Origin of the sequence: Rubrobacter aplysinae (genome assembly GCF_001029505.1) — a bacterium.
GTDB classification, from domain to species: domain Bacteria; phylum Actinomycetota; class Rubrobacteria; order Rubrobacterales; family Rubrobacteraceae; genus Rubrobacter_A; species Rubrobacter_A aplysinae.
In genome coordinates this window covers 19,211-42,020 of record NZ_LEKH01000015.1, presented here as the reverse complement: position 1 = coordinate 42,020, position 22,810 = coordinate 19,211, and the positions used below count along the sequence as shown (strand labels likewise).

General features: G+C 65.6%; 19 protein-coding genes. 17 read left to right on the top strand and 2 right to left on the bottom strand.

The window, feature by feature from the left end:
• Positions 1-67: 67 nt before the first annotated feature.
• Positions 68-841 (top strand): enoyl-CoA hydratase/isomerase family protein, encoded by a 774-nt coding sequence (locus ABD53_RS12860; RefSeq protein WP_047866216.1) that lies wholly within the window; start codon positions 68-70, stop codon positions 839-841.
• Positions 750-1,271: an acyl-CoA thioesterase gene (locus ABD53_RS12855; RefSeq protein WP_200900386.1), complete on the top strand. Its 522-nt coding sequence runs from the start codon at positions 750-752 to the stop codon at positions 1,269-1,271. Before ABD53_RS12860 ends, ABD53_RS12855 begins: the two co-directional genes overlap by 92 nt.
• A gap of 1 nt (position 1,272) precedes the next feature.
• On the opposite strand, the gene ABD53_RS12850 is transcribed toward ABD53_RS12855, so the two are convergent.
• Entirely contained in the window at positions 1,273-2,901 is a 1,629-nt protein-coding gene (locus ABD53_RS12850) for a long-chain fatty acid--CoA ligase (protein WP_047866214.1), read from the bottom strand.
• Positions 2,902-3,172: 271 nt separating this feature from the next.
• Between ABD53_RS12850 and ABD53_RS17835 the strand changes: the two genes are divergently transcribed.
• The 13 genes from ABD53_RS17835 to ABD53_RS12790 all read left to right on the top strand — a co-directional run bounded on the left by ABD53_RS17835 (position 3,173) and on the right by ABD53_RS12790 (position 19,659).
• Positions 3,173-3,307, top strand: a complete 135-nt coding sequence (locus ABD53_RS17835) for a hypothetical protein (RefSeq protein WP_268778291.1) — start codon at positions 3,173-3,175, stop codon at positions 3,305-3,307.
• Between the two features lie 79 nt (positions 3,308-3,386).
• Positions 3,387-3,998, top strand: coding sequence for a 2-hydroxychromene-2-carboxylate isomerase (locus ABD53_RS12845; protein ID WP_047866213.1), 612 nt, complete (start codon positions 3,387-3,389; stop codon positions 3,996-3,998).
• 45 nt (positions 3,999-4,043) lie between these two features.
• A complete protein-coding gene (locus ABD53_RS12840; protein WP_200900382.1) occupies positions 4,044-5,177 on the top strand; it encodes a zinc-binding dehydrogenase in 1,134 nt (377 codons plus the stop codon).
• A gap of 65 nt (positions 5,178-5,242) precedes the next feature.
• The gene (locus ABD53_RS12835) at positions 5,243-6,598 is read left to right on the top strand and encodes an MFS transporter (RefSeq protein WP_047866211.1); all 1,356 of its coding nucleotides are present in this window, start codon (positions 5,243-5,245) and stop codon (positions 6,596-6,598) included.
• A gap of 159 nt (positions 6,599-6,757) precedes the next feature.
• Complete coding sequence (locus ABD53_RS12830; protein WP_047866233.1) at positions 6,758-7,501, top strand: 3-hydroxybutyrate dehydrogenase; 744 nt, start codon at positions 6,758-6,760, stop codon at positions 7,499-7,501.
• A 240-nt stretch (positions 7,502-7,741) separates the two neighbouring features.
• The gene (locus ABD53_RS12825; RefSeq protein WP_047866210.1) at positions 7,742-9,412 is read left to right on the top strand and encodes an AMP-binding protein; all 1,671 of its coding nucleotides are present in this window, start codon (positions 7,742-7,744) and stop codon (positions 9,410-9,412) included.
• A 32-nt stretch (positions 9,413-9,444) separates the two neighbouring features.
• Complete coding sequence (locus ABD53_RS12820) at positions 9,445-10,638, top strand: acyl-CoA dehydrogenase family protein (protein WP_047866209.1); 1,194 nt, start codon at positions 9,445-9,447, stop codon at positions 10,636-10,638.
• Positions 10,635-12,257 (top strand): carboxyl transferase domain-containing protein, encoded by a 1,623-nt coding sequence (locus ABD53_RS12815; RefSeq protein ID WP_047866208.1) that lies wholly within the window; start codon positions 10,635-10,637, stop codon positions 12,255-12,257. The genes ABD53_RS12820 and ABD53_RS12815 overlap by 4 nt, the downstream gene beginning before the upstream one ends.
• A 6-nt stretch (positions 12,258-12,263) precedes the next feature.
• Positions 12,264-13,055, top strand: coding sequence for an enoyl-CoA hydratase-related protein (locus ABD53_RS12810; RefSeq protein ID WP_047866207.1), 792 nt, complete (start codon positions 12,264-12,266; stop codon positions 13,053-13,055).
• Entirely contained in the window at positions 13,052-15,106 is a 2,055-nt protein-coding gene (locus tag ABD53_RS12805) for an acetyl-CoA carboxylase biotin carboxylase subunit (RefSeq protein ID WP_235401610.1), read from the top strand. Before ABD53_RS12810 ends, ABD53_RS12805 begins: the two co-directional genes overlap by 4 nt.
• On the top strand, positions 15,106-17,145 hold the full coding sequence (locus ABD53_RS12800; protein WP_047866206.1) for an acetoacetate--CoA ligase: 2,040 nt from the start codon (positions 15,106-15,108) through the stop codon (positions 17,143-17,145). The genes ABD53_RS12805 and ABD53_RS12800 overlap by 1 nt, the downstream gene beginning before the upstream one ends.
• A gap of 198 nt (positions 17,146-17,343) precedes the next feature.
• A complete protein-coding gene (locus tag ABD53_RS12795; protein ID WP_047866205.1) occupies positions 17,344-18,738 on the top strand; it encodes a short-chain fatty acid transporter in 1,395 nt (464 codons plus the stop codon).
• A gap of 117 nt (positions 18,739-18,855) precedes the next feature.
• Positions 18,856-19,659, top strand: a complete 804-nt coding sequence (locus ABD53_RS12790; protein WP_047866204.1) for an enoyl-CoA hydratase/isomerase family protein — start codon at positions 18,856-18,858, stop codon at positions 19,657-19,659.
• Between the two features lie 52 nt (positions 19,660-19,711).
• Here the strand turns inward: ABD53_RS12790 and ABD53_RS12785 are convergent, their stop codons facing one another.
• Positions 19,712-20,644, bottom strand: coding sequence for a YidC/Oxa1 family membrane protein insertase (locus ABD53_RS12785; RefSeq protein ID WP_053058049.1), 933 nt, complete (start codon positions 20,642-20,644; stop codon positions 19,712-19,714).
• 212 nt (positions 20,645-20,856) lie between these two features.
• On the opposite strand from ABD53_RS12785, the gene ABD53_RS12780 reads away from it, so the two are divergent.
• Positions 20,857-22,257, top strand: a complete 1,401-nt coding sequence (locus tag ABD53_RS12780; RefSeq protein ID WP_047866203.1) for a deoxyribodipyrimidine photo-lyase — start codon at positions 20,857-20,859, stop codon at positions 22,255-22,257.
• Positions 22,258-22,351: 94 nt separating this feature from the next.
• A complete protein-coding gene (locus tag ABD53_RS12775; protein WP_047866202.1) occupies positions 22,352-22,804 on the top strand; it encodes a universal stress protein in 453 nt (150 codons plus the stop codon).
• The last annotated feature ends 6 nt before the right edge of the window (positions 22,805-22,810 follow it).

Here is a 22,810-nt window from a genome sequence, read left to right as displayed (position 1 = left end):
AGAATGTGCGAGCCCTGTGGGGAGACTAGGGAGATAGAGGAGTCGGAGGAGACCGAGAGGAGCTACGTTGGATTTCGTAAAGGTGGAACGCGAGGGTAGCGTCGCGACCCTGACCATAGACCGGCAGGACAAGCTGAACGCGATCAGCCCGCAGGTTGTCGAGGAGCTCGGGCAGTCGCTGCTGGAGCTTGAGAGCCAGCCGCCGACGGCCATCGTGGTTACTGGGGCCGGTGAGAAGGCGTTCGTCGCCGGGGCCGACATAGCCGAGATGAGCCAGATGTCTGCGGTCGAGGCAAAGAGGTTCGCCGAGATCGGGCACGCCGCGATGGCGCTACTCGACCGGAGCCCGGTGCCGACCATAGCCGCCGTAAACGGCTTCGCGCTCGGCGGGGGATGTGAGATCGCGCTAGCCTGCGACATGCGCATCGCCGCCGATAACGCGATGTTCGGTTTCCCCGAGGTCGGGCTCGGCATCCTGCCCGGCATGGGCGGGACCCAGCGGCTGCCACGTCTTATAGGCTCGGGGCTGGCGAGCGAGCTACTCTTCTCCGCCCGCCGCATAGAGGCCGCAGAGGCGAAGGAGATGGGCCTCGTGAACCGCGTCGTCGCGCAGGGTGAGGCGCTCAACGCAGCCCAGCAGCTTGCGACCGAGATCTCCAAGAACGGCCCGCTCGCCGTGCGCTACGCCAAGGCCGCCGCGAACAAGGCGCTGGACGTGGATCTCGTAAGCGGCCTGGAGTACGAGGCGGATCAGTTCGCTCTGCTGTTCTCCACCGAGGACGCGGCTGAGGGCATGGGAGCCTTCTCCGAGAAGCGCAAGCCGGACTTCAAGGGACAGTAGGATAGCTGAGATAGCCGCCGGAGCCGCGCACGAGACGCCCATCCGGGCCCGCTACGGCGAGACCGACTCCCAGGGCATCATAAACAACGCCAACTATCTCTCGTACTTCGAGATCGGGCGCGTCGAGTGGCTGCGCGCCGCCGGGCTTTCCTACCGCGAGCTGGAGGAGCGCGGCATCGGCCTCGTGGTCACCGAGGCCCTGACCCGCTACCGCGCCCCGGCCCGCTTCGACGACGAGCTAACCTTGCGTACCACGCTCGCCGAGCTTGGCCGGGCCTCGCTCCGGTTCGAGTACACCGTACTGCGCGGCGGCGGGGAGATCTCGACCGGCTACACTCGCCACGGCTGCGTTGACATAGCCAGCGGCCGGCCCCGACGCATCCCGGAGGATTTTGCCGGAGCTCTGCGTTCGGAACCCTCGGAAGGGTAAGCTATGCCGGGGTGTAGTCCTCGAACTGCTCGCGCAGCCGCATTTTCAGGAACTTGCCGGTCGCGGTGCGTGGTATCTCCTCGACGAACTCCACGTTGTCCGGGAGCTGCCACTTGGCGAATCCGCTCCCGGCGAGGTGCTGTATTAGCTCCTCGGCCGTCGCACTCTCGCCTTCCTTGAGGACCGCCACGCCGAGCGGACGTTCCTGCCAGCGGGGGTCGGGGATGGCGATTACAGCCGCCTCGGCGACCGCCTCGTGGCCCATCAGGGCGTTTTCGAGGTCCACGGAGCTGATCCACTCGCCGCCGGACTTCACGAGGTCCTTGTCCCGGTCCCGGATCTCCACGTACCCGAGCGGGTCTATGCTGACCACGTCGCCGGTGCGGAACCAGCCGTCGCCGGTAAACTTGTCGTCGCCTTCCGGCGTGTTGTAGTAGGAGCGCGACACCCAGGGACCGCGCACCTCCAGTTCACCCATGCTCTCGCCGTCCCAGGGGATGAAGCCGTCCTCGCCCTGCGCCCGCACCTCGATAAACGGCAGCGGGATTCCCTGCTTGGCCCGGTAGCGGTACTGCTCGTCCTCGGAGGCGTCCTGGACTCCGCTCGTGAGCCGGGAGACGGTGGCGACCGGGCTGGTCTCGGTCATGCCCCAGGCGTGCAGGATGGAGAGGCCGTGGCGCTCCTGGAAGCCCCGGATCATGGACTCCGGCGCGGCCGAGCCGCCGACGGCGAGCGTCCGTAGCCTGGAGAGGTCGTAGGCGCCGGGTTCGGCGTCGAGCGTCTGCAACACGCCGAGGAAGATCGTGGGCACCCCGGCGGTTATGGTGACCTCTTCCTGTTCGAGGTCCTCAAGCAGGCTCTCGGGGTCCAGGTGCGGCCCCGGGAAGACCTGCTTTGCCCCGGTCATGGTGGCGGTGAACGGCATTCCCCAGGCGTTGACGTGGAACATCGGGACGACGGGCAGCACGGTGTCGGCCTCGCCTATACCGATACCGTCGGCGGTGGCGAGCGCCATCGAGTGCAGGCACAGGCCCCGGTGGGAGTAGAGCGCGCCCTTGGGACGGCCGGTGGTGCCGGAGGTGTAGCACAGCGCCGCCGCGTCGTTCTCATCGAGGTCCGGATACTCGAAGCGGCTCTCGTCGCCGCGCTCCAGGAGATCCTCGTACCTCTCAACGCCATCCGGCATCTCGGTGTCAGAGCCCTCGTAGGTAAAGACGAGGACCCTTTCGAGGTCCACCTTATCGCGGATGCCCTCGAAGACGGGCAACAAGGTCTCGTCCACGATCAGCACCCGGTCCTCGGCGTGTCCGATTATGTAGGAGAGGTCCTCGGGCGAGAGCCGGGGGTTCAGGGTGTGGATCACCAGCCCCGCGGACGGCAGGCCGAAGTAGCACTCCAGATGCTGGTAAGAGTTCCAGCCGAGCGTGGCCACCCGGTCGCCCTTCTGTAGCCCGAGCTCCCCGAGCGCGACGGCGAGCCTCTTGGAGCGCCGGACGAAGTCGCTGTAGGTGTAGCGGTGGAAGCTCTTGTCCGGCCGGCGGGTGACGATCTCCTTGTGGCCGAACAACTCTTCCGCCCTCCTTAGTATGGCGGGCAGCGTTAGCTGATAGTCAGAGGTAAGACCCTTCAACGCATCTCCTTTCCCGAGAGATAAATTATGAGTAATGATACCAGCACAGATAGCCCGGAGTCTTCGGCGGGGCGTGACCGGGATCTGTTTTCCCTATATTCCCTATACTTTTTCCCGAGATAGAGTCTGCGGCCGAATCCGCCACGACGGCCGGGGGCGGGCTAGCGTAGAATCCCGGTCAAACAGGGTTGGAGGAGGAAGACCGCCCGCGGGGTCGTCTGCGACCTTCGTGGGCCGTCGAGACCATCTAGGCCATCGAGAGGAGGTTTGTTTGGGATCCGAGTTGTTGCAGTTCGCGGCGGCCCTGGTTCTTTTCGTCGCCATACTGATAGGCTCTTACTGGTTCGTGTACGCCCCGAGCCGACGCCGACGTCATCGTCACGACTCCGAGGACAACGGAGGCTAGCTCAAGAAGCACCAGAAGCCCCAGAGTTCCGCCTACAGACTCGCGGAGCTAGGCTGGGACGTTTAAGAGAGGAGTGATCTTGGGGGGAAGGGTAGAGTTTCTCTACGATCTTGTAAGCCCGTTCTCGTACCTGGCATACGGGCGGTTGGGTGAGATCTGCGCCCGCCAAAACGCCGAGCTCGTTCTGCACCCGGTTCTGCTCGGGGCCCTGCACGACGCCGCCGGGATACAGGCCCCCGTCTCCATCCCGGCGAAGGGCCGCTACATGAACCAGGATCTCAAGCGCTGGGCCGAGCACTACGGCCTGCCGATGAGGTTCCCGGAGCCGTTCCCGTTCCGCACGCTAAAGACCATGCGGGCGGCCCTGTTCTGCCGGGGCCGGGGCGAGCTGGAGCCGTTTACCCGGGAAGCCTTCAAGCTGTACTGGGAGGAGAACGGCGCGCCAGGCGGCCGCGAGGAGTCCGACGAGGACGGCCCCATCTCAGAGGTGGCCCGCCGCATCGGGGCCGACCCGGAAGCTGTGCTCGCCGGTGCCGCCGACCCGGAGGTCAAGGAGGAGCTAAAGGAGGCCACCTCCGACGCCCTGGACCGGGGCGCGTTCGGCGCGCCGACGTTCTTCGTGGGCGACGAGATGTTCTGGGGCAACGACCGGCTCGAGTTCGTCGAGCGGGAGCTGGAGCGCGCCGGCTGAGACGCCGATGGCCGGGTACTAACCAGGCGGAGTGAAAGGGGTGAGATGGTGGTTGATGGCGCAGTAGATGCTGCGGGCTCGATGCGGGCGGCGGTGCTCGAAGCCCCGCATACCGGGCTAAAGGTAGAGGAGATACCCGTACCAGAGCCCCGGGCCGGGGAGGTGCTGGTCAAGGTCAGGGCCTGCGGCGTGTGCCACACGGACCTGCATGTAATAAAGGACGAGACCCCGTTCCCGACCCCGGCGGTGCTCGGGCATGAGATCACGGGCACCGTACAGAGCCTCGGGCCCGGTGTCGAGGGGCCGGAGCCCGGCACCCCGGTGGCGGCTAGCTTCATCATGCCGTGCGGCGAGTGCCGGTACTGCGTGCGGGGCCGGGACGACGTGTGCGAGAAGTTCTTCTCCATGAACCGCCTGAAGGGCGTGCTCTACGACGGCGAGACCCGGCTAGAGCGGAAGGATGGGACGCCGCTCGCGATGTACTCGATGGCCGGGCTCGCGGAGTATGCGGTGGTCCCGGTGACCGACGTGTTCCCGCTGCCCGAAGGGTTGCCGCCAGAGGAGTCCGCGATCCTGGGCTGCGCCGTGTTTACCGCCTACGGCGCCGTGCGCAACGGGGCCGACCTGAGAGCCGGAGAGACCGCCGCGGTGGTGGCGATGGGCGGGGTCGGATCGAACATGGTCCAGATCGCCCGCGCATTCGGGGCCTCGCGCGTAATCGCGGTAGACGTCTCCGCCGAGAAGCTCGAAGCCGCCCGCGGACTCGGGGCGACCGACGCGGTGAACGGGGCCGAGAAGGACGCCGTCGAGAAGGTTATGGAGCTAACCGGCGGTGAAGGCGTGGACGTCGCCTTCGAGGCGCTGGGCAGACCGGAGACCTTCACCCAGGCCGCCGGGATGCTCCGGGACGGCGGACGGATGGTCGCGGTCGGCATAGCGCCCGGCAAGACCACGGCTCCGGTCGAGATCACCCGCCTGGTGCGCCGCAGTCAGCGTCTCATAGGCTCCTACGGCGGCAGGACCCGGACGGACATGCCGGAGATACTCGACCTCGCGGCCCGGGGCTTTCTTACCCCACAGCAGACCGTCACGAGGAGGTATTCGCTGGAAGAGGTGGACGAGGCGTACCGGGCGTTGGATAACGGCGAGATCAACGGGAGGGCCATAGTGGTCATGTAGCGGATCGAGTGCGGAGTCTGGTACAGAGCGGTGGGGACCGCAGGAGAAGGGGATAGGAGGAGCGGATGTCGGAAGGTGCTTCAGGCGGCGCGATAAGAGAGGAGTCGATCCGGAAGGTCGCGCTGGCGAGCTTTATCGGGACGGCTATAGAATGGTACGACTACTTCCTGTACGGAACGGCGGCGGCGCTCGTTTTCGGGACCGTGTTCTTCCCGGACTTCTCGCCGCTGGCGGGCGTGCTGGCTTCGCTGGCTACGTTTGCGGTCGGGTTCTTCGCCCGGCCCGTGGGCGGCGTGGTGTTCGGCCACTTCGGGGACAAGATAGGCCGCAAGGCGATGCTGGTGACGACGCTCATGATCATGGGCGTCTCGACGCTGCTCATAGGGTTCTTGCCCACCTACAACCAGATAGGGGTCTGGGCGCCCATACTGCTCGTGCTCCTGCGCATCTTCCAGGGCTTCGGCGTGGGCGGCGAGTGGGGCGGCGCGATAATAATGGCCGTCGAGCATTCCCCGCCCAGCAGGCGCGGGTTCTACGGTAGCTGGCCCCAGATCGGGGTACCGGCGGGGCTGTTGCTCGGTACCGGCGCGGTCTACCTGTTCTCGCTGCTGCCGGACGAGCAGTTCTTCGCCTGGGGCTGGCGGATACCGTTTCTCCTGAGCGTCGTTATGATAGCCGTCGGGCTGTACATCCGGCTGAAGATACTTGAGTCTCCGGCTTTCCAGCAGGTGCAGGACTCCGGGTCCCAGCACCGGATGCCGATAGTGGAAGTCTTGCGCGTGTACCCCAAGCAGGTGCTCATAGCGATGGGGCTGCGGGTGGCGGAGAACGGCTCGTTCTATGTGTTCTCCGTGTTCGTGCTGACCTACGTGGTGGACCAGCTCGGGCTGCCGCGTACGCTGGCGCTGCTCGGCGTGATGATCGCCTCGTTTATCGAGCTTTTCGCCATACCGTTCTTCGGGGCGCTTACCGACCGCGTGGGCCGCAGGCCGGTGTATATGTTCGGTGCGGTATTCTCGCTGGTGTTTGCCTTCCCGTTCTTCTGGCTGGTGAACACGGAGAGTACATTGCTGATCTGGCTCGCCATCGTCCTCGCGCTGGTCGTCGGCCACGCCGCGATGTACGGGGTGCAGGGGGCCTTCTTCTCCGAGCTCTTTAGTACCCGGGTGCGCTACTCCGGGGCCTCGCTGGGCTACCAGCTCGCCTCGGTCTTCGCCGGCGGGCTCTCGCCCTTTATCGCGGTTGCCCTGCTCGGCTGGTCGGGTAGCTACTGGCCGGTTGCCGTGTACCTCGGCTTCATGGCCCTCATAACCATCGCCGCCGTGTACTTCGCGACCGAGAGCTACCAGGACGACATAGAGGCGCCGCACGCCGCGGAACGGGCGCAGAGCGCTGAGGCCAGCGGCTCCAGGGTCAGGTAAGGTAAGTCAGGGGAAGTTAGATGATGGATTCCGGGGGCCGCTACCGGAGCGGCCCCCGGCTACCACAACGACCACGGAAAACTCTAAAGCGAGGTGGGTTTGGAAGGCGGGGCAAGCACGGAAGGCGGCACCGGATCGTACGCTGGCGAGGAGGTCAGCTTGGACCTGGGCGGCCGCACGGCGCTCGTGACCGGTGCCGGGAGCGGCATCGGACTGGCCTGTGCCCGCAGGCTCGCCCGGGCCGGGGCGGCGGTGACCGTGCTCGATCTCGACTCGGACGCCGCCGGTAGGGCCGCCGGGGAGATCGGCGGCAGGCCGCTCGTCGCGGACCTCTCCGACCCGGACGTGCTCGACGTTCTCGCGGTTGACGCCGACATCGTGGTGAACAATGCCGGTATGCAGCACGTCGCGCCGGTCGAGGAGTTCCCACCCGAGCGGTTCGCGGCGATGCTGCGAGTGATGCTCGAAGCGCCTTTCCGGCTGGTCCACGAGGCGCTGCCGGGGATGTACGAGCGGGGCTGGGGACGGGTCGTCAACATCTCCAGCGTCCACGGCCTGCGCGCCTCGGAGTACAAGTCCGCGTACGTGGCCGCGAAGCACGGCCTCGAAGGTCTCTCTAAGACCATCGCGCTCGAAGGCGGGCCGAGGGGCGTGACCTCTAACTGCATCTGTCCGGCGTACGTGAGGACGCCGCTGGTGGAGGGTCAGATCCAGGCTCAGGCAGAACGCCACGGCATCTCGGAAGACGAGGTGGTGGAGAAGATCATGCTCACAGAGCCCGCCATAAAGCGCCTCGTGGAGCCCGAGGAGGTCGCCGAGGCCGTGCTTTTCCTCTGCTCGCCCGCCGCGTCTTTCATGAACGGCTCCTCTCTTACCATGGACGGTGGCTGGAGTGCGCGCTGAGCCTCTCCGGGTATCAGGGGACGCGTTTGTAGCCCGAGTTGCCGGAGTGGAGGCGTTCTTGTACAGTGCTTGCGTGGAGCTCGGAAAGGGTCGGGAAGGGCTTTGCCACCCACAAGCACACTGACGGTCTCGTGATGCGGGGACCTGAGAAGACGTGTACCCGGAGCTTTTAACAGGGACGGCGCTCCGGCAAAGCGCTTCCGAGACGCTCACTAGACAACCGGCCTCGGAGGAGATCTTATGCGGCCAGAGGACGTGGAAGACCTTACGGTAGGCGGACTGCTGGACCTGGTGGAGCAGCGCCGGCCGGAGGGCGACGCCCTGGTGTATCCCGAGCACGGCCTGCGCTACACCTACCGCGAGTTCAAGGAGAAGGTGGACGAGTGCGCCCGGGCGCTTATGGCTCTAGGGCTCGATAAGGGCGACAAGGTCGCCGTCTGGGGTCAGAACAAGCCCGAGTGGGTGACGCTCCAGTTCGCCACCGGGAAGATAGGCGCGGTGCTCGTCACCGTAAACCCGGCCTACCGGGCCACGGAGTTGCACTATGTACTGGAGCAGTCCGACTCCAGGGCATTATTCCTTACCGAGGGGGTTAGAGGCGCGGACTTCGTGGACATCCTGAAGGGGGCGGTGCCCGATCTCTCGGAGGACTCCGGTGACGGGGTCTCCGCAAGAGACCTGCCTTATTTGGAGAGCGTGGTCCTCATGGGCGGGGGGTCGAAGTCCGGCCTACCCATTATGGGCTACGACGAGGAGTTTCTGGGGCTCGCCGGGAGGGTTTCCGAGGAGGAGCTCCAGGAGCGGCAATCCTCGCTCGACCCGGACGAGGTCATAAACATGCAGTACACCTCGGGCACCACGGGATTTCCGAAGGGCGTGCAGCTCACCCACGCCAACGTCGTCAAGAACGGCTTCTACATAGGCGAGTGCATGGAGCTCGGGCCGGAGGATCGGGTGTGCATCCCGGTGCCGTTCTTCCACTGCTTCGGCTGCGTGCTCGGCACGCTGAACGCCGTAACCCACGAGGCGGCGATGGTGCCCGTGGAGCAGTTCGACCCCGTGAGGGTGCTAGATGCGGTACACGAGGAGCGTTGCACGGCACTACTCGGGGTGCCGACGATGTTTATCGCGGAGCTGGAGCACCCGGAGTTCGAGAGGTTCGACACCTCTTCTCTGAGGACCGGGATCATGGCCGGCACCACCTGCCCGATGGAGGTGATGAAGCAGGTCGTGGACGTGATGGGGGCGGCCGAGATCACCATAGCCTACGGCCAGACGGAGTCGAGCCCGGTAATTACCCAGACCCGCACCGACGACCCGCTGGAGATCAGGGTCTCCTCCGTCGGAAAGGTACTGCCGGGCGTGGAGGCGAAGGTGGTGGACGTGGATACGGGCGAGGAGGCGCCAGCTGGCGAGCAGGGCGAGCTGTGGACCCGCGGCTACCACGTGATGCGCGGCTACTACAAGATGCCCGAGGAGACCGCGGACGCCATAGACGAGGACGGCTGGCTGCATACCGGAGACCTGGCCGTCATGGACGAGAACGGCTACTTCAGCATCACCGGGCGGGCGAAGGATATGATCATCCGCGGCGGCGAGAATGTGTATCCGCGGGAGATCGAGGAGTTCCTGTACACGCACCCCGACGTCTCCGACGTGCAGGTCTACGGCGTCCCCGACGAACGCTACGGCGAGCGGGTGGCCGCCGCGATCATCCCCCGCCAGGGCGCCGAGCCGGATAAGGAGGGCATCCTGAGCTACTGCCGGGAGAGCATCGCGCGCTTCAAGGTCCCAAGCTACATACAGTTCGTCGAGGAGTATCCGATGACGGCCTCGGGCAAGATCCAGAAGTACAAGCTCCGCCAGGCCGCCGTCGAGAGTCTGGGCCTCGAAGAGGCCGCTAGCAACTAGACGGGCGCGACGAAAGCGACGAGAGGAGAGCATTGAACTTCGACCCCACGAGCGAGCAGCTCCGCTGGCAAGAAGTCGCCCGCGACTACGCCCGCGAGGAGATAGCCCCGCGCGCCGCCCAGCTAGACAAAGAGCAGAAGTTCCCCTACGACATCGTCGCGAGGATGGCGGAGCTCGGGCTGATGGGCCTCACCATTCCCGAGGAGTATGGCGGCTCGGGCGGAGACTTCGTCGCCTACAACATGGCGCTGGAGGAGATCTGCCGCGCCGACACCTCCGTTGGCATCACGATGGAGGCCCACATATCCCTGGGCTGCGCCCCGCTGGCCGCCTACGGAACCGAGGAGCAGAAGCGGCGCTTTCTCGCCGAGGAGGTACGGGGCGGCAAGAGGCTCTGGGCTTTCGGGCTTACGGAGGAGCACGCTGGCACCGACGCCGGCGGCACCCGGACCACGGCGGAGTTGGTGGACGGCGAGTGGGTCGTGAACGGCTCGAAGAAGTGGATCACCAACTCTGGCACCGACATCACCGCCGGCGTAACGGCGATCGCCCGCACTGGAGAGCGCGAGAACGGCAAGCCGGAGCTGACGGCGATCATCATCCCGCAGGACACCCCCGGCTTTACCCGCGGCCCCGGCTATGAGAAGACCGGCTGGCGCGCCTCCGATCAGCGCCAGCTCTACTTCGAAGACGTGCGGGTGCCGGAGGCAAACACCCTGGGCGAGCGCGGGAAAGGGTTCAGGCAGTTCCTCTCTACGCTGGAGGCCGGCAGGGTTGCGGTGGCGGCGCTCTCGGTCGGGCTGGCGCAGGCGTGCCTGGACGAGGCTCTGGCTAGAGCCAGGGAGCGCGAGCAGTTCGGCAGGAGCATCGCGGAGTTCCAGGCCATACAGTTCAAGCTCTCGGACATGGCGATGGAGATAGAGCTTGCGCGGAGCATGATGATAAAGGCTGCGTGGCTCAAGGACCAGGGGCGTCCGTTCGGGCGCGAGGCGAGCATGGCAAAGGTGTTCGCCTCGGAGACCGCAAAGCGGGCCGCCGATCAGGCCGTGCAGATCCACGGCGGCGAGGGCTTCATGGAGACGAGCGCGGTGGCCCGTTACTGGCGGCAGGTAAAGATCAACGAGATCGGTGAGGGCACCTCCGAGATCAACCGCCAGCTCATCGCCCGCTCCCTGCTCCAAGACGAGACCGCAGAGCGGGCGAAGGAGGAGATGGTCGCCCAGTGAGCACCATCCGCAGTAACGTCGCGGCGGATAGCCAGGAGTTCAAACAGAACGCCGCGGCCTACGAATCGCTCGTCGCTGAGCTCCGGGAGCACCAGCGAGAGGCCCGGCGTGGCGGGGGAGAGCGCGCCCTGGAACGCCACAAGGAGCGCGGCAAGCTCCCGGTCCGCGACCGCATAGAGCTCCTCCTGGACCCGGATACGCCGTTTCTAGAGCTCTCGCCGCTGGCGGCGCACGGGCTGTACGAAGGCGAGGTGCCGGCGGCCGGGATCGTGACCGGCATAGGGCGCGTCTCGGGCCGCGAGGTGGTCATCGTCGCCAACGACGCCACCGTTAAAGGCGGAACCTACTACCCGATGACGGTCAAGAAGCACCTCCGGGCGCAGGAGGTTGCGGAAGAGAACCACCTGCCCTGCGTGTATCTCGTGGACTCCGGCGGGGCGTTTCTGCCGCTGCAGGACGAGGTCTTCCCCGACCGCGAGCACTTCGGGCGCATCTTCTACAACCAGGCCCAGATGAGCGCCAAGGGGATACCCCAGATCTCGGCCGTGATGGGGAGCTGCACCGCCGGGGGCGCCTACGTACCGGCGATGAGCGACGAGGTCGTGATGGTAAAGGGGGAGGGCACGATCTTCCTCGGAGGTCCGCCGCTGGTGAAGGCCGCGACCGGCGAGGAGGTCACCGCCGAAGAGCTCGGCGGTGCGGAGGTCCACACACAATTATCCGGGGTGGCGGACTACCTCGCCGAAGACGACGAGCACGCCCTGGCCTACGTGCGTGAGATCGTCGCCAGCCTGAACGGAGAGAGCTCCATCGCCAGGGACCGAGCCCCCTGGACGCTCACCGAGCCCGAGGAGCCGCTCCACGACCCCGGAGAGCTGTACGGCGTGATCCCCGACGACCCGCGCAAGGCCTACGACGTGCGGGAGATCATCGCCCGCGTCGTGGACGGCAGTCGCCTGCACGAGTTCAAGCCGCTCTACGGCGAGACGCTCGTGTGCGGCTTCGCCCGCCTCATGGGCCATCCGGTGGGGATAATCGCCAACAACGGCATCCTGTTCTCCGAGAGCGCCCTAAAGGGCGCCCACTTCATAGAGCTGTGTAGCTCGCGCAAGATACCGCTGGTCTTTCTGCAGAACATCACCGGCTTCATGGTCGGCAAGCAGTACGAGAACGAAGGCATAGCAAAGAACGGCGCGAAGATGGTCATGGCGGTCTCGAACGCCCCGGTTCCAAAGTTTACCGTCATAATCGGCGGCTCTTATGGGGCTGGGAACTATGGGATGGCCGGGAGGGCCTACTCGCCGCGCCTGTTGTTCATGTGGCCGAACGCCCGCATCTCGGTCATGGGCGGGGAGCAGGCTGCGAACGTGCTGCTCACCGTCCGCGAAGAAGGCCTCGCCCGCGAAGGTAAGGAGATGACAGAGGAAGAGCGCGAGGAGTTCAAGCGACCTATCTTCGAGAAGTACGAGCAGGAGGGAAACCCCTACCACTCAACCGCCCGCCTGTGGGACGACGGCGTGATAGACCCCGCCGACACCCGGCAGGTGCTCGCGATGGGCCTCGCAGCCTCCGCCGGAGCCCCGATCGAGGATGCCCGCTACGGCATCTTCAGGATGTAGCCGGGCATGACCGACTACGAACACCTGGAGGCTAGCGTAGAGGGCGGCGTCGCCACGGTAACGCTCGACCGCCCCGACGTGCGCAACGCCCTGAGCGCGGGGCTTATCGAAGAGCTGACGCGTTGTATGGGCGAGATGTCGGAGCTGGAGGACGTGCGCGTGGTGGTCCTGACCGGCAGGGGGGAATCCTTCTGCGCCGGGGCCGACATCGGCTACATGCGCCAGACGGCGGGCTTCTCCTACGAGGAGAACCTCGGAGACGCCAGACGCCTGGCGGCGCTCTTCGAGACCATCGCCGCCTGCCCGAAACCGGTAGTGGCCTGCGTCATGGGGGCGGCCATCGGCGGCGGCGTCGGGCTGGTGGCGGCCGCGGATGTGGGTGTGGCCGAGGAGGGCTGTGTGTTCGCGTTTTCGGAGGTGAGGCTCGGTATCACGCCGGCGACCATCGCGCCCTTCGTGCTGCGCAAGATCGGGCACTCCCACGCCCGGTCGCTGTTTCTGACCGGAGAGCGGTTCGGCGCTGAACGGGCGCGGGAGATCGGGCTCGTACACGAGGTCGCCCCGGGAGAGGAGCTTGACGAGCTCGTGCGGAAGAAGGCCGGGCAGCTCGTCTCCGGGGGGCCGGAGGCGCTGGCGAGCACGAAGAGGCTTCTCGGAGAGCTCGAAGAGGCCGGCCCGCAGGAGGCGGCCGGGATCACCGCCGCGCGTATCGCGGAGCTGCGTACGGGCGAGGAGGGGCAGGAGGGGCTGACCGCCTTCCTGGAGAAGCGCAAGCCGCGCTGGAGTAGCGAGCGGTGAGTACCCGTAATACTCGTAAGCTGGAGAAGCTGCTCGTCGCCAATCGTGGTGAGATCGCGGTCCGCATCATTCGGGCCTGCAGGGAGCTTGGTATACGCACGGTGGCGGTCTACTCCGAGCCGGACACCGGGGCCATGCACCACAGGCTGGCCGATGAGTCCTACCTTATTGGACCGGCGGCGGCCGCGGAGAGCTACCTTAGCATAGAGAGAATAGTAGAGGCCCTCGAAAGGAGCGGGGCCGACGCGGTGCATCCGGGCTACGGCTTTCTGGCGGAGAACGCGGAGTTCGCGCGGGCGGTCGAGCGGGCCGGGGCGACGTGGGTCGGTCCGTCGCCGGATTCGATGGACCTCATGGGCTCGAAGGTCTCGGCAAAGCGGCTCGCGGAAGAGGCCGAAGTTCCGACCGTGCCGGGCTTCAGCGGCGAGGCGACTCCAGAAGAACTCGCCGCCGAGGCCGAAAAGATCGGCTACCCCGTGCTCGTCAAGGCCAGCGCCGGAGGCGGCGGGCGCGGCATGCGGATGGTCGAGCGTCCGGAGGATTTTCAGGATGCTTTCGAGAGCGCCACGCGCGAGGCGGAGGCAGCCTTCGGCGAGGGCACAGTCTTTCTCGAAAAAGCCGTGGTTGACCCGCGTCACATAGAGGTCCAGATCGTCGCCGACGACTACGGCAACGTCGTCCACCTCGGCGAGCGGGACTGCTCCATCCAGCGCCGGCACCAGAAGGTGGTCGAGGAGGCACCTTCACCGGCTATCATCGGGGAGCGCCGCCAGGAGCTCGGGGCCGCCGCAGTGCGGCTGGCGAAAGCCGCCGGCTACCGCAACGCCGGGACGGTGGAGTTTCTGCTCTCGGGGGAGGAGCCATCCGGAGAGGAGTTCTACTTTCTGGAGATGAACACGCGGCTACAGGTCGAACACCCGGTGACCGAGCTCGTGACGGGGTTTGATCTCTTGCACCTGCAATTGGCCGTCGCCGCCGGGGAGGCGTTGCAGGTTACGCAGGACGAGGTCCGGGTGAGTGGCAGCGCCATAGAGGTGCGCCTCTACGCCGAGGATCCGCAGACAGCCATGCCGTCGGGCGGAGAGCTGCTCCTGTTCGATCCGCCGGAGGGCCCCGGTATCCGCAACGACACCGGGGTAGAGACCGGGGACTCCGTGCCGCTGGACTATGATCCCATGCTCGCGAAGCTCATAGTCCACGCCCCGGACCGCCCGGCGGCCGTGAGACGTCTGCGTCAGGCGCTCAGGGAATATCTGGCGCTCGGGGTCACGACCAACCTCCCACTCCTGAGGCAGATAGCCGACCACGAGGCCTTCGGGGCCGGAGAGTTCACGACCGGGTTTCTCGAGGAGTACGGTCTCACCACCCCCTCCGAGGTGGAGACTCCGCCGGAAGCGCTGGTCGCCGCCGCCGTGGCCGAGCTGTCGGACGCGCCGGACGAGAGGCCCCCGGCCACGGACCCGTTCGCGGCCGGTCGGGTGCGGCCCGGCGGCGGACATCGCGTGCGTTATTTGCTGGGAGATACCGAGTGGGAGGTGTGGGCCGAGCGCGGGAGCCGGGGTCGGTGGATGCTCGAACTCGACGGTCATGAGAAGCATAAGAAGGAGGTCGAGGTCGTTGCCCGCCGCGGCGGCAGGCTGTATCTTCTGGATGACGAGGGCCGGATCAAGTGCGGCGTGGTCCAGGAGGGCCGGGACCTGCTCGTGGGGCTGGACGGCTACGTCTACAGGCTGGGCAAACGCCGCTCGCTGAACCTCGACGACCTCGGCTCCGGCGCTGGAGCCTCACGGGGCACGAGCCTTACGGCTCCGATGCCGGGGACGGTTATCAAGGTTCTAGTCGAGGAAGGGGCGGAGGTAGAGGCCGGTCAGCCCATCCTGATACTGGAAGCCATGAAGACGGAGCAAACCATACAGGCACCGTACGCCGGGATCGTGCGCAAACTGCCCTTCGAGGGAGGCTCCAGGGTATCCGGCGGTGCGGTCCTGGCCGAGATGGACGAAGCAGAAGAAGCCAAAGAGCAATCCGGAGAGCAAGAGGTGAATACCTAGTGGACACGATAGGTGAAGGCGCGCTTCTGTGGGAGCCCTCAGAAGAGCGGCGCCGCGATTCGGGCACGGCCCGTTATATGGACTGGCTCTCCGAGGAGAGAGGCCTGCATTTCCCGGGCTATGGCCGAGAGGGCTACGAGAGGCTCTGGGAGTGGTCCGTGCGGGAGATAGAAGAGTTCTGGGCCTCGGTGTGGGAGTACTGCGGCGTGGTCCACTCCCGGCCCTACGAGCGGGTGCTGACCGGCCGTGCCATGCCCGTCGAGGATGGCCAGTGGTTCCCCGGAGCCCTCCTGAACTACGCGGAGAACGCGCTCCGTGATTTCGGGGACGGAAGAGAGACGGAAGATCCGGAGAGCCCGGCCGTGATCCACGCCTCCGAGACGAGGGGCCTCGGCGCCGTAACCCGGGGCGAGCTCAGAGAGAGGGTCGCCGCGACGGCCTCTGCCCTGCGGGAGCTTGGCGTGCAGAAGGGCGACCGGGTGGTCGCCTACCTGCCGAACATCCCGGAGACGGTGGTGGCGTTTCTCGCGACGGCCTCGGTCGGGGCGGTCTGGTCGAGCTGCTCGCCGGATTTCGGCGCACCGGCCGTTATAGAACGCTTCGCCCAGATACAGCCCAAAGTGCTATTCGCCTGCGACGGCTACCGCTACGGCGGCAAGGACTTCGACCGCCTGGAGACCGTGGCCGAGCTCGGATGGGAGATCCCCTCCCTGGAGCACACCGTACTGCTACCGTACCTGAACGAGAGTCCCGAGATTTTAGACACCTCCAGCCTTCCCGGAGGCACCCTCACCCTCTGGGACGAGTTCCTGGACAACCACGAGGGCTCGGAGCTGTATTTCGAGCAGGTCCCCTTCGACCATCCGCTGTGGGTCCTGTACTCCAGCGGCACCACGGGGCTGCCGAAGGCGATCGTGCAGGGGCACGGGGGGATACTACTGGAGCACCTGAAGAAGGTGTACCTGCACATGGACCTCTCGGAGGAGGACCGTTTCTTCTGGTTCACCACCACCGGCTGGATGATGTGGAACCTGCTCGTCTCCGGGCTCCTCGGCGGCGGTGCGATAGTCCTCTACGACGGGAGCCCCGGCCACCCGGACATGGACGCGATGTGGCGGCTCGCCGAAGAGGCCGGGATCACCGTGTTCGGCACCAGCGCCGGCTACCTCACGGCGTGCATGAAGGCCGGAATAGAGCCCGGCCGGGACCATGACCTGTCGAGGCTCCGGGCCATAGGCTCCACGGGCTCCCCGCTGCCGCCGGAGGGCTTTGAGTGGGTGTACGAGCACGTGAAGGGAGACCTGCACCTGTTCTCCACCAGCGGCGGCACCGACATGTGTACCGCTTTCATAGGCGGCAGCCCGCTGCTGCCGGTCCGGGCCGGGGAGCTGCAGTGCCGGGCTCTCGGGGCCTCGGTACACGCCTTCGACGAAGAAGGGCTGCCCCTGATAGACGACGTCGGGGAGCTGGTCATCACCGCCCCGATGCCTTCGATGCCGCTCTACCTGTGGAACGACCCCGAGGGGGAGAAGTACCACGAGAGCTACTTCGAGCACTACCCCGGGGTGTGGCGCCACGGGGACTGGCTACAGGTAAAGCACACCGGGGCGTGTGTGATCTACGGCCGCTCGGACTCCACCATAAACCGGGGCGGCGTGAGGATGGGGACGGCCGAGATCTACTCCGCCGTGGAGTCCGTGGAGGGCGTGGCAGACAGCCTGGTCGTGGACGCGCCGGTGGGGGATGGCACCGAGACGAAGATCTACCTGTTCGTGGTCCCAGAGGAGGATACAGAGCTAGACGAGGATCTCGCATCCGGCATAAAGCGCGGCGTCCGGGAGCACTGCTCGCCGCGCCACGTGCCGGACGAGCTGCTCGTCATAGAGGAGGTGCCGCGCACCCTGAACGGCAAGAAGCTGGAGGTGCCGGTAAAGAAGATCCTCTCCGGCAAGCCCGTGGAGGAGGCCGCAAGCCGCGATTCCCTGGCTAATCCCGGAGCCCTGGACTACTTCGCGGGGCTGACGGTTTCGGGAGACTGAGCGGCTCTTCGACCCTCTTTGACCCGGACCCGCGCTTGAACTAATCTTCTCCGAGAGGCCCCGGAGCCTCGGGGAAGGGAAAAGTCCCGCGCTCGCGCATACGGCGGATACTAGAGCCGGAAGCAAGAGCCACAAGGGTCCGCGGAGATCCGGCAAAGGCCGGGTGCGGGCGGCGGGACCGGGGAGAGGAGAATATTAGTGCAAGCAGTCGCCCGGGTGTTTACCCGCGTCGCCGAGCGTTATCTGCCGGACGCGTTCATCTTTCTGTTCTTTATAACCATCCTCGTGTTCGTGTTCGGGATGCTCCAGGGCTCCGGGCCCGTGGAGGTCGTCGGGTACTGGGGCGAAGGCTTCTTCGACCTGCTGGAGTTCACCATGCAGGTGACGCTCTTCGTGGTCCTCGGGTTCGCGCTCGCCAACACTCCGCCCGTGAGCCGGGCCCTGAAGGCTTTCGCCCGTCTGCCGCGCAACGAGGTGCAGGTTATCGTGGCGACCGTGCTGATAATGATGGTTTGTAGCTGGATCTCCTACGGATTCGGCCTGGTCGCCGGGGCGATAGTGGCCCGGGAGATGGGCGTCGTCCACCGGGGCCGGGTCCACTACCCTCTCATAGTCGCCGCCTCTTACTCGGGGTTTATCGTCTGGCACGCCGGATACAGCGGATCGGTACCGCTGCTCATAGCCACCGAGGATCACTTCCTGGCCGGCGAGATAGGCGTCATCCCCGTTACCCAGACCCTCTTCTCCTCCACGACGCTCATTATCCTCGCCGCCCTGGTGATCATCGTCCCCCTCGCGCTGGTGCTGATGCGCCCCAGAGACCCCTCCGAGAGGGTGGACATCCCCGAGAGCGTCGTCGCCGAGGCGGAGGGACACCGGGAAGAGGAAGAAGGGCAAGAGGAACAAGAAGACGGCCGGTCTTTGGAGGGCCCGGATAGCTCTGAAAACCCGGAGAACTCGGCGGCCGGGCGGCCCCCGATCTCGGTCAGGCTGGAGCGTATGAGGTTCGTGCCGCTGATACTGGGCTTGCTCGGGCTCTGTTACATAGCCGTGTACGTCTTCGACGGCGGGACGCTGGAGCTGAACATCGCCATCTTCTCCTTTCTGGTGCTCGGGCTCTTGCTCGTGCCGGACACCCGGCACTACCTGGACAGCCTCTCGAACGGGGCACGCACGGCCTACGGCATCATCCTCCAGTACCCTTTCTACGCCGGCATACTCGGCATCATGAGCGGGACTGGGCTCATAACGACCATCGCTGACTTCTTTACCAGCTTCTCGGCCGCCGGCACCCTGCCTTTCTGGGCGTTTATAAGCGGCGGTATCGTCAACCTCTTCGTCCCGTCCGGCGGCGGCCAGTGGGCCGTGCAGGGCCCGGTGATGATGCAGGCCGCGGGCGGGCTCGGCGCGGACTCCGCGAAGACCGCGATGGGTCTTGCCTGGGGCGACGCCTGGACCAACCTCGTGCAGCCGTTCTGGACCCTGCCGCTGCTCGCCATAGCGGGCCTCACCATCCGGGACATAATGGGCTACACGGCGCTGATCCTGATCGTGAGCGGGGTGGTGATCGGGGGCGGGCTGCTTATCCTCTAGTGCCCCAGCCATCACGACACGCCCCGGGCCTGCTCCTTTACAATGCCCGCGGGAAGCGGACACCTCTTGAAGTGTCGCCGGCCACAGCCCAGGCACCTTCTTTGAAAGGATACAAACTTGCAGGAAACGTTCGAGACCATAGGTTACGAGAAGCGGGACGGGGTGGCCGAGATCTCCCTGAACCGCCCGGAGGTTATGAACGCCTTCAACGGCAAGATGCACGAGGAGATCTACGCCGCCTTCGAGCAGGCCGACGCCGATGATGAGGTACGCGCCGTGCTCTTACGTGGTGAGGGCCGGGGCTTCTCCGCCGGGGCCGACCTCGGAGAGGTCGTCGAGCATGGCGAGGAGAGTGGAGAAGGGCCAGATCTCGGCGAGTATCTGCGCGGCACCTACAGTCGCCTGGTCACGAAGATCGTGGGTCTACGGAAGCCGGTGGTCGCCGTGCTGCACGGGCCGGTCTACGGCGCGGGGCTCGGCATCGCGCTCGCTTGCGACCTGCGGGTCGCCGAGGAGGGCGCGCGGTTCTCGGTGGCGTTTATAAAGATCGGGCTGATGCCCGACGCCGGGATCACCTACTTCCTGCCGCGCATGGTAGGCCTGGGCCGCGCCCTTGAGATGTCCATGCTCGGCGACGACCTCGACGCCGCCGAGGCCCGGCGCCTCGGTCTCGTGAGCCGCGTCGTCCCCGGAGGCTCCGTCACCGAAGAGGGGCGTGAGCTGGCCGAGCGCCTCTCGAAGCTCCCCACCCGGGCGCTGGCCGAGATGAAGGCTGCCCTGCACGAGAGCTTCGACGCCGACCTTCCGCAGACTCTCGAAAGGGAGGCCGAGGGCCAGACCCTCTGCGGCCACACCGCCGACCATCGCGAGGGGATCTCCGCCTTCTTCGACAAGCGCGAGCCTGCCTTTACCGGCGAGTAGAGCAAATAGCCGGGAGAGGCGGCGCGGTTATCCCCGCCGCCTCTCCCGGACTTCAGTTTTTCTTCTTCTTTTTCTTGCGGCGTTTGCTAGAGGACGAGCCCTGCTTGGAGCCGCCCTGCTGCGAGCCGCCGTTATGCCCATTCGCCTGAGCCGCCTTGTTTGACTGGCTGGACTGGACGCCGTTCGAGGTCTTTTTCCCGCTCCCGTTAGCAGAGTTTCCGTCGGCAGAGCTCGTGGAGCCCGCCTTCCCGGACTGCTTGCCGTTGGTATCTCCGGCGCTCCCGGTCTCCGCGGCGTCCTGACGGCCGGGACCGCGGTAGTAGATCAGGTAATTCTGGAACACGGTCACGAGGTTGCTGGTAACTATGTACACCAGAAGACCGGCGGGGAAGAAGATGGTAAAGAAGACGAACACTATCGGCATCAGGCGCATGACCCAGCGCATCTGGGGCTCCATCTGCTTGTTGGTCATCTCCATCGAGCCGAGCATGGTTACGGCCGAGATCACGGGCAGCAAGAATAGCGGGTCGGGCTGGCTGAGGTTCTGGAACCACAGCATCCCGCCGCTGGTAAAGCTCTCTATGGTGCCCGCGGTGTCGGGAACCCCGATCATGCCCGAGGTTCCGCCGAACTCGCGTATCGTGTAGAAGATCCCGATAAAGATCGGCATCTGGATCAAAAGCGGCAGACATCCGCCAACCGGGTTTACCCCGGTCTCCTGATACAGCTTCATCTGCTCTTCCTGGAGCTTCTGGCGGTCGCCGCTGTGCTTATCCTGAATCTCTTTGAGCTTTGGGCGCAACTCCTGCATCTGGCGCATGCTCTTTACCTGCTTGACGGTGAGCGGGAAGAGCACACCCCTCACCACTATCGTGAGCAGGGCTATCGCCAGCCACCACGGGGCCCCCAGTCCATGAAAGAACGTGAGTATGCCGCCGAGCAGCACGATCATGGGGTGGAACAGGTTTGAAAAGAATTCTACCAAGCAGCCTATCTCCTCTGGACCGCGCGCTCCGGTGCGGCGCGGACCCTGTATCGTCTTAGAAGCTGATGTTATCAGTCCTGGGTGACCTTGTAACCGTGACGTGTACGCGCTATGTGCACGAGAGTGTAGCCGCTAACCCAGTACCGGCGCGTGGATTCTGCTAGATGTAGCCCGATCAGACCAGGAGTTCGCTTCGAAACCGGGAGGGTGATTTGTCCACGACACGCGGCACGGCGGAGATACAGAGCGAGCGGATACAGCCGCTAAACGGGGAGGATACCGTCGGGGGCGACTACGTCCTGTACTGGATGCAGGCCGCCGTCCGCGCCCGCCACAACCACGCGCTGGAGTACGCCGTGCAGCGCGCCAACTCCCTCGACCAGCGCCTGCTCGTCGCCTTTGGCCTCACCGACGACTACCCCGAGGCCAACCTGCGGCACTTTGCCTTCCTGGTGGATGGGCTGCGGGACGTGCGGGACGGTCTCAAGGAGCGCGGGCTGAAGCTCGTGGTGCGGCGTGGCGCGCCCGACGCGGTGGCCCTGGATCTCGCCGCCGACGCATCGCTCGTGGTCTGTGACCGGGGCTACCTGCGCCACCAGCGCGCCTGGCGCGAGAAGGTGGCGAACGAGGCCGGGCGTGAGGTCGTGCAGGTGGAGTCCGAGGTCGTCGTGCCGGTCGAGCTCGCCTCCGACAAGAAGGAGACCGCCGCCCGCACGCTACGGCCCAAGATACAGCGCCATCGTGACGACTTTTTAATTGGACTCGACCCTACCATCCCGGACAAGCAGTCCCTGAACATGAGTGTCTCCGGGGAGGATCTCGACCGCCCCGAGGAGCTTCTCGGTTCTCTGGACGTGGACCGCGGTGTAGAGCCGCTCGGGCACCTGTTCCGCGGCGGTCACACCGCAGCCCGCCGGGCGCTGGACGCGTTCCTCGAAAGCAACATCTCTACCTACTCTGGCAACCGCAACCAGCCCCAGACCGACGACGTCTCGCACATGAGCAAGTATCTGCACTACGGTCACATCTCGCCCATAGAGGTAGCCCTGACGGTCCTCGGCTCCGGCGGCCCGCAGGAGGACAAGGACTCCTTTATAGAGGAGCTGACCGTGCGGCGGGAGCTGGCGATGAACTTCGTGTTCTACGAGCCCGACTACGACTCCTTCTCGTGTCTGCCCGGTTGGGCGCAGGACACCCTCAGAAAGCACGCGCAGGATAGCCGCGAGTACGTATACACCACGGAACAGCTAGAGAACGGCGAGACCCACGATGAGTACTGGAACGCCGCGATGATGGAGATGGTCCACACCGGCTACATGCACAATTACATGCGCATGTACTGGGGGAAGAAGATCCTGGAGTGGACCGAGGACCCACAAGACGCCTACCAGAGAACCCTGTACCTCAACAACAAGTACTTCATAGACGGCCGCGACGCGAACTCCTACGCAAACGTATCCTGGGTCTTCGGCCAGCACGACCAGGGCTGGAAAGAGCGCCCCGTGTTCGGCAAGGTCCGCTACATGGCCGCGAACGGCCTGGAGCGCAAGACGAAGCCAAAACAGTACGTGCAGAAGATAGAAGAAAGAACCGGCGAGACCCTGCACGGGTAGCCGCCCTTACGCAACACGAGCTTCCACGCGCTAGGAATTTATGATACTATATAGGTAGGTTTCAAAAGGTTCCGGACGAGAGGAGGAGCTTGCCGTGAGCGTTTTCCCGACCAGGATACTGCTCGCCACCGATGGTTCCCCGGACGCGGAGCTGGCCAACGCGACGGCGGTAGACCTGGCGAACAGCACCAACTCCGAGCTGCACGTCGTCACCGTGGCGCGCAGCCCGGACCCGGCTTATCTGACCGAGGCCGGTCCGACGCTCAACTACGAGCAACTGATACAGAACGTCAGACAGGGCGCCCAGAAGACGCTGGAGGAGCAGGTAAGCAAGATCGAGCGGTCCGGTGGCAAGGTGGAGAAGGCCCACGTCAGGGTCGGTGAGAGCCGGGATCAGGAGATCGTGGCCCTCGGAGAAGAAGAGGGCGTCGGGCTGATCGTGATGGGCAGCCGGGGCCTCGGCGGTATGCGGCGGGCGCTACTGGGTAGCGTCTCGGACTCCGTGGTGCGCAACGCCCACTGCCCGGTCATGGTGGTGCGTCACTGAGCCACG

What these genes read in the sequence shown, in the direction of transcription:
- ABD53_RS12840 (WP_200900382.1), top strand. Translation starts at nt 4,044, where the DNA reads ATGGTGGTTGATGGCGCAGTAGATGCTGCGGGCTCGATGCGGGCGGCG.
- ABD53_RS12835 (WP_047866211.1), top strand. Translation starts at nt 5,243, where the DNA reads ATGTCGGAAGGTGCTTCAGGCGGCGCGATAAGAGAGGAGTCGATCCGG.
- ABD53_RS12825 (WP_047866210.1), top strand. Translation starts at nt 7,742, where the DNA reads ATGCGGCCAGAGGACGTGGAAGACCTTACGGTAGGCGGACTGCTGGAC.
- ABD53_RS12810 (WP_047866207.1), top strand. Translation starts at nt 12,264, where the DNA reads ATGACCGACTACGAACACCTGGAGGCTAGCGTAGAGGGCGGCGTCGCC.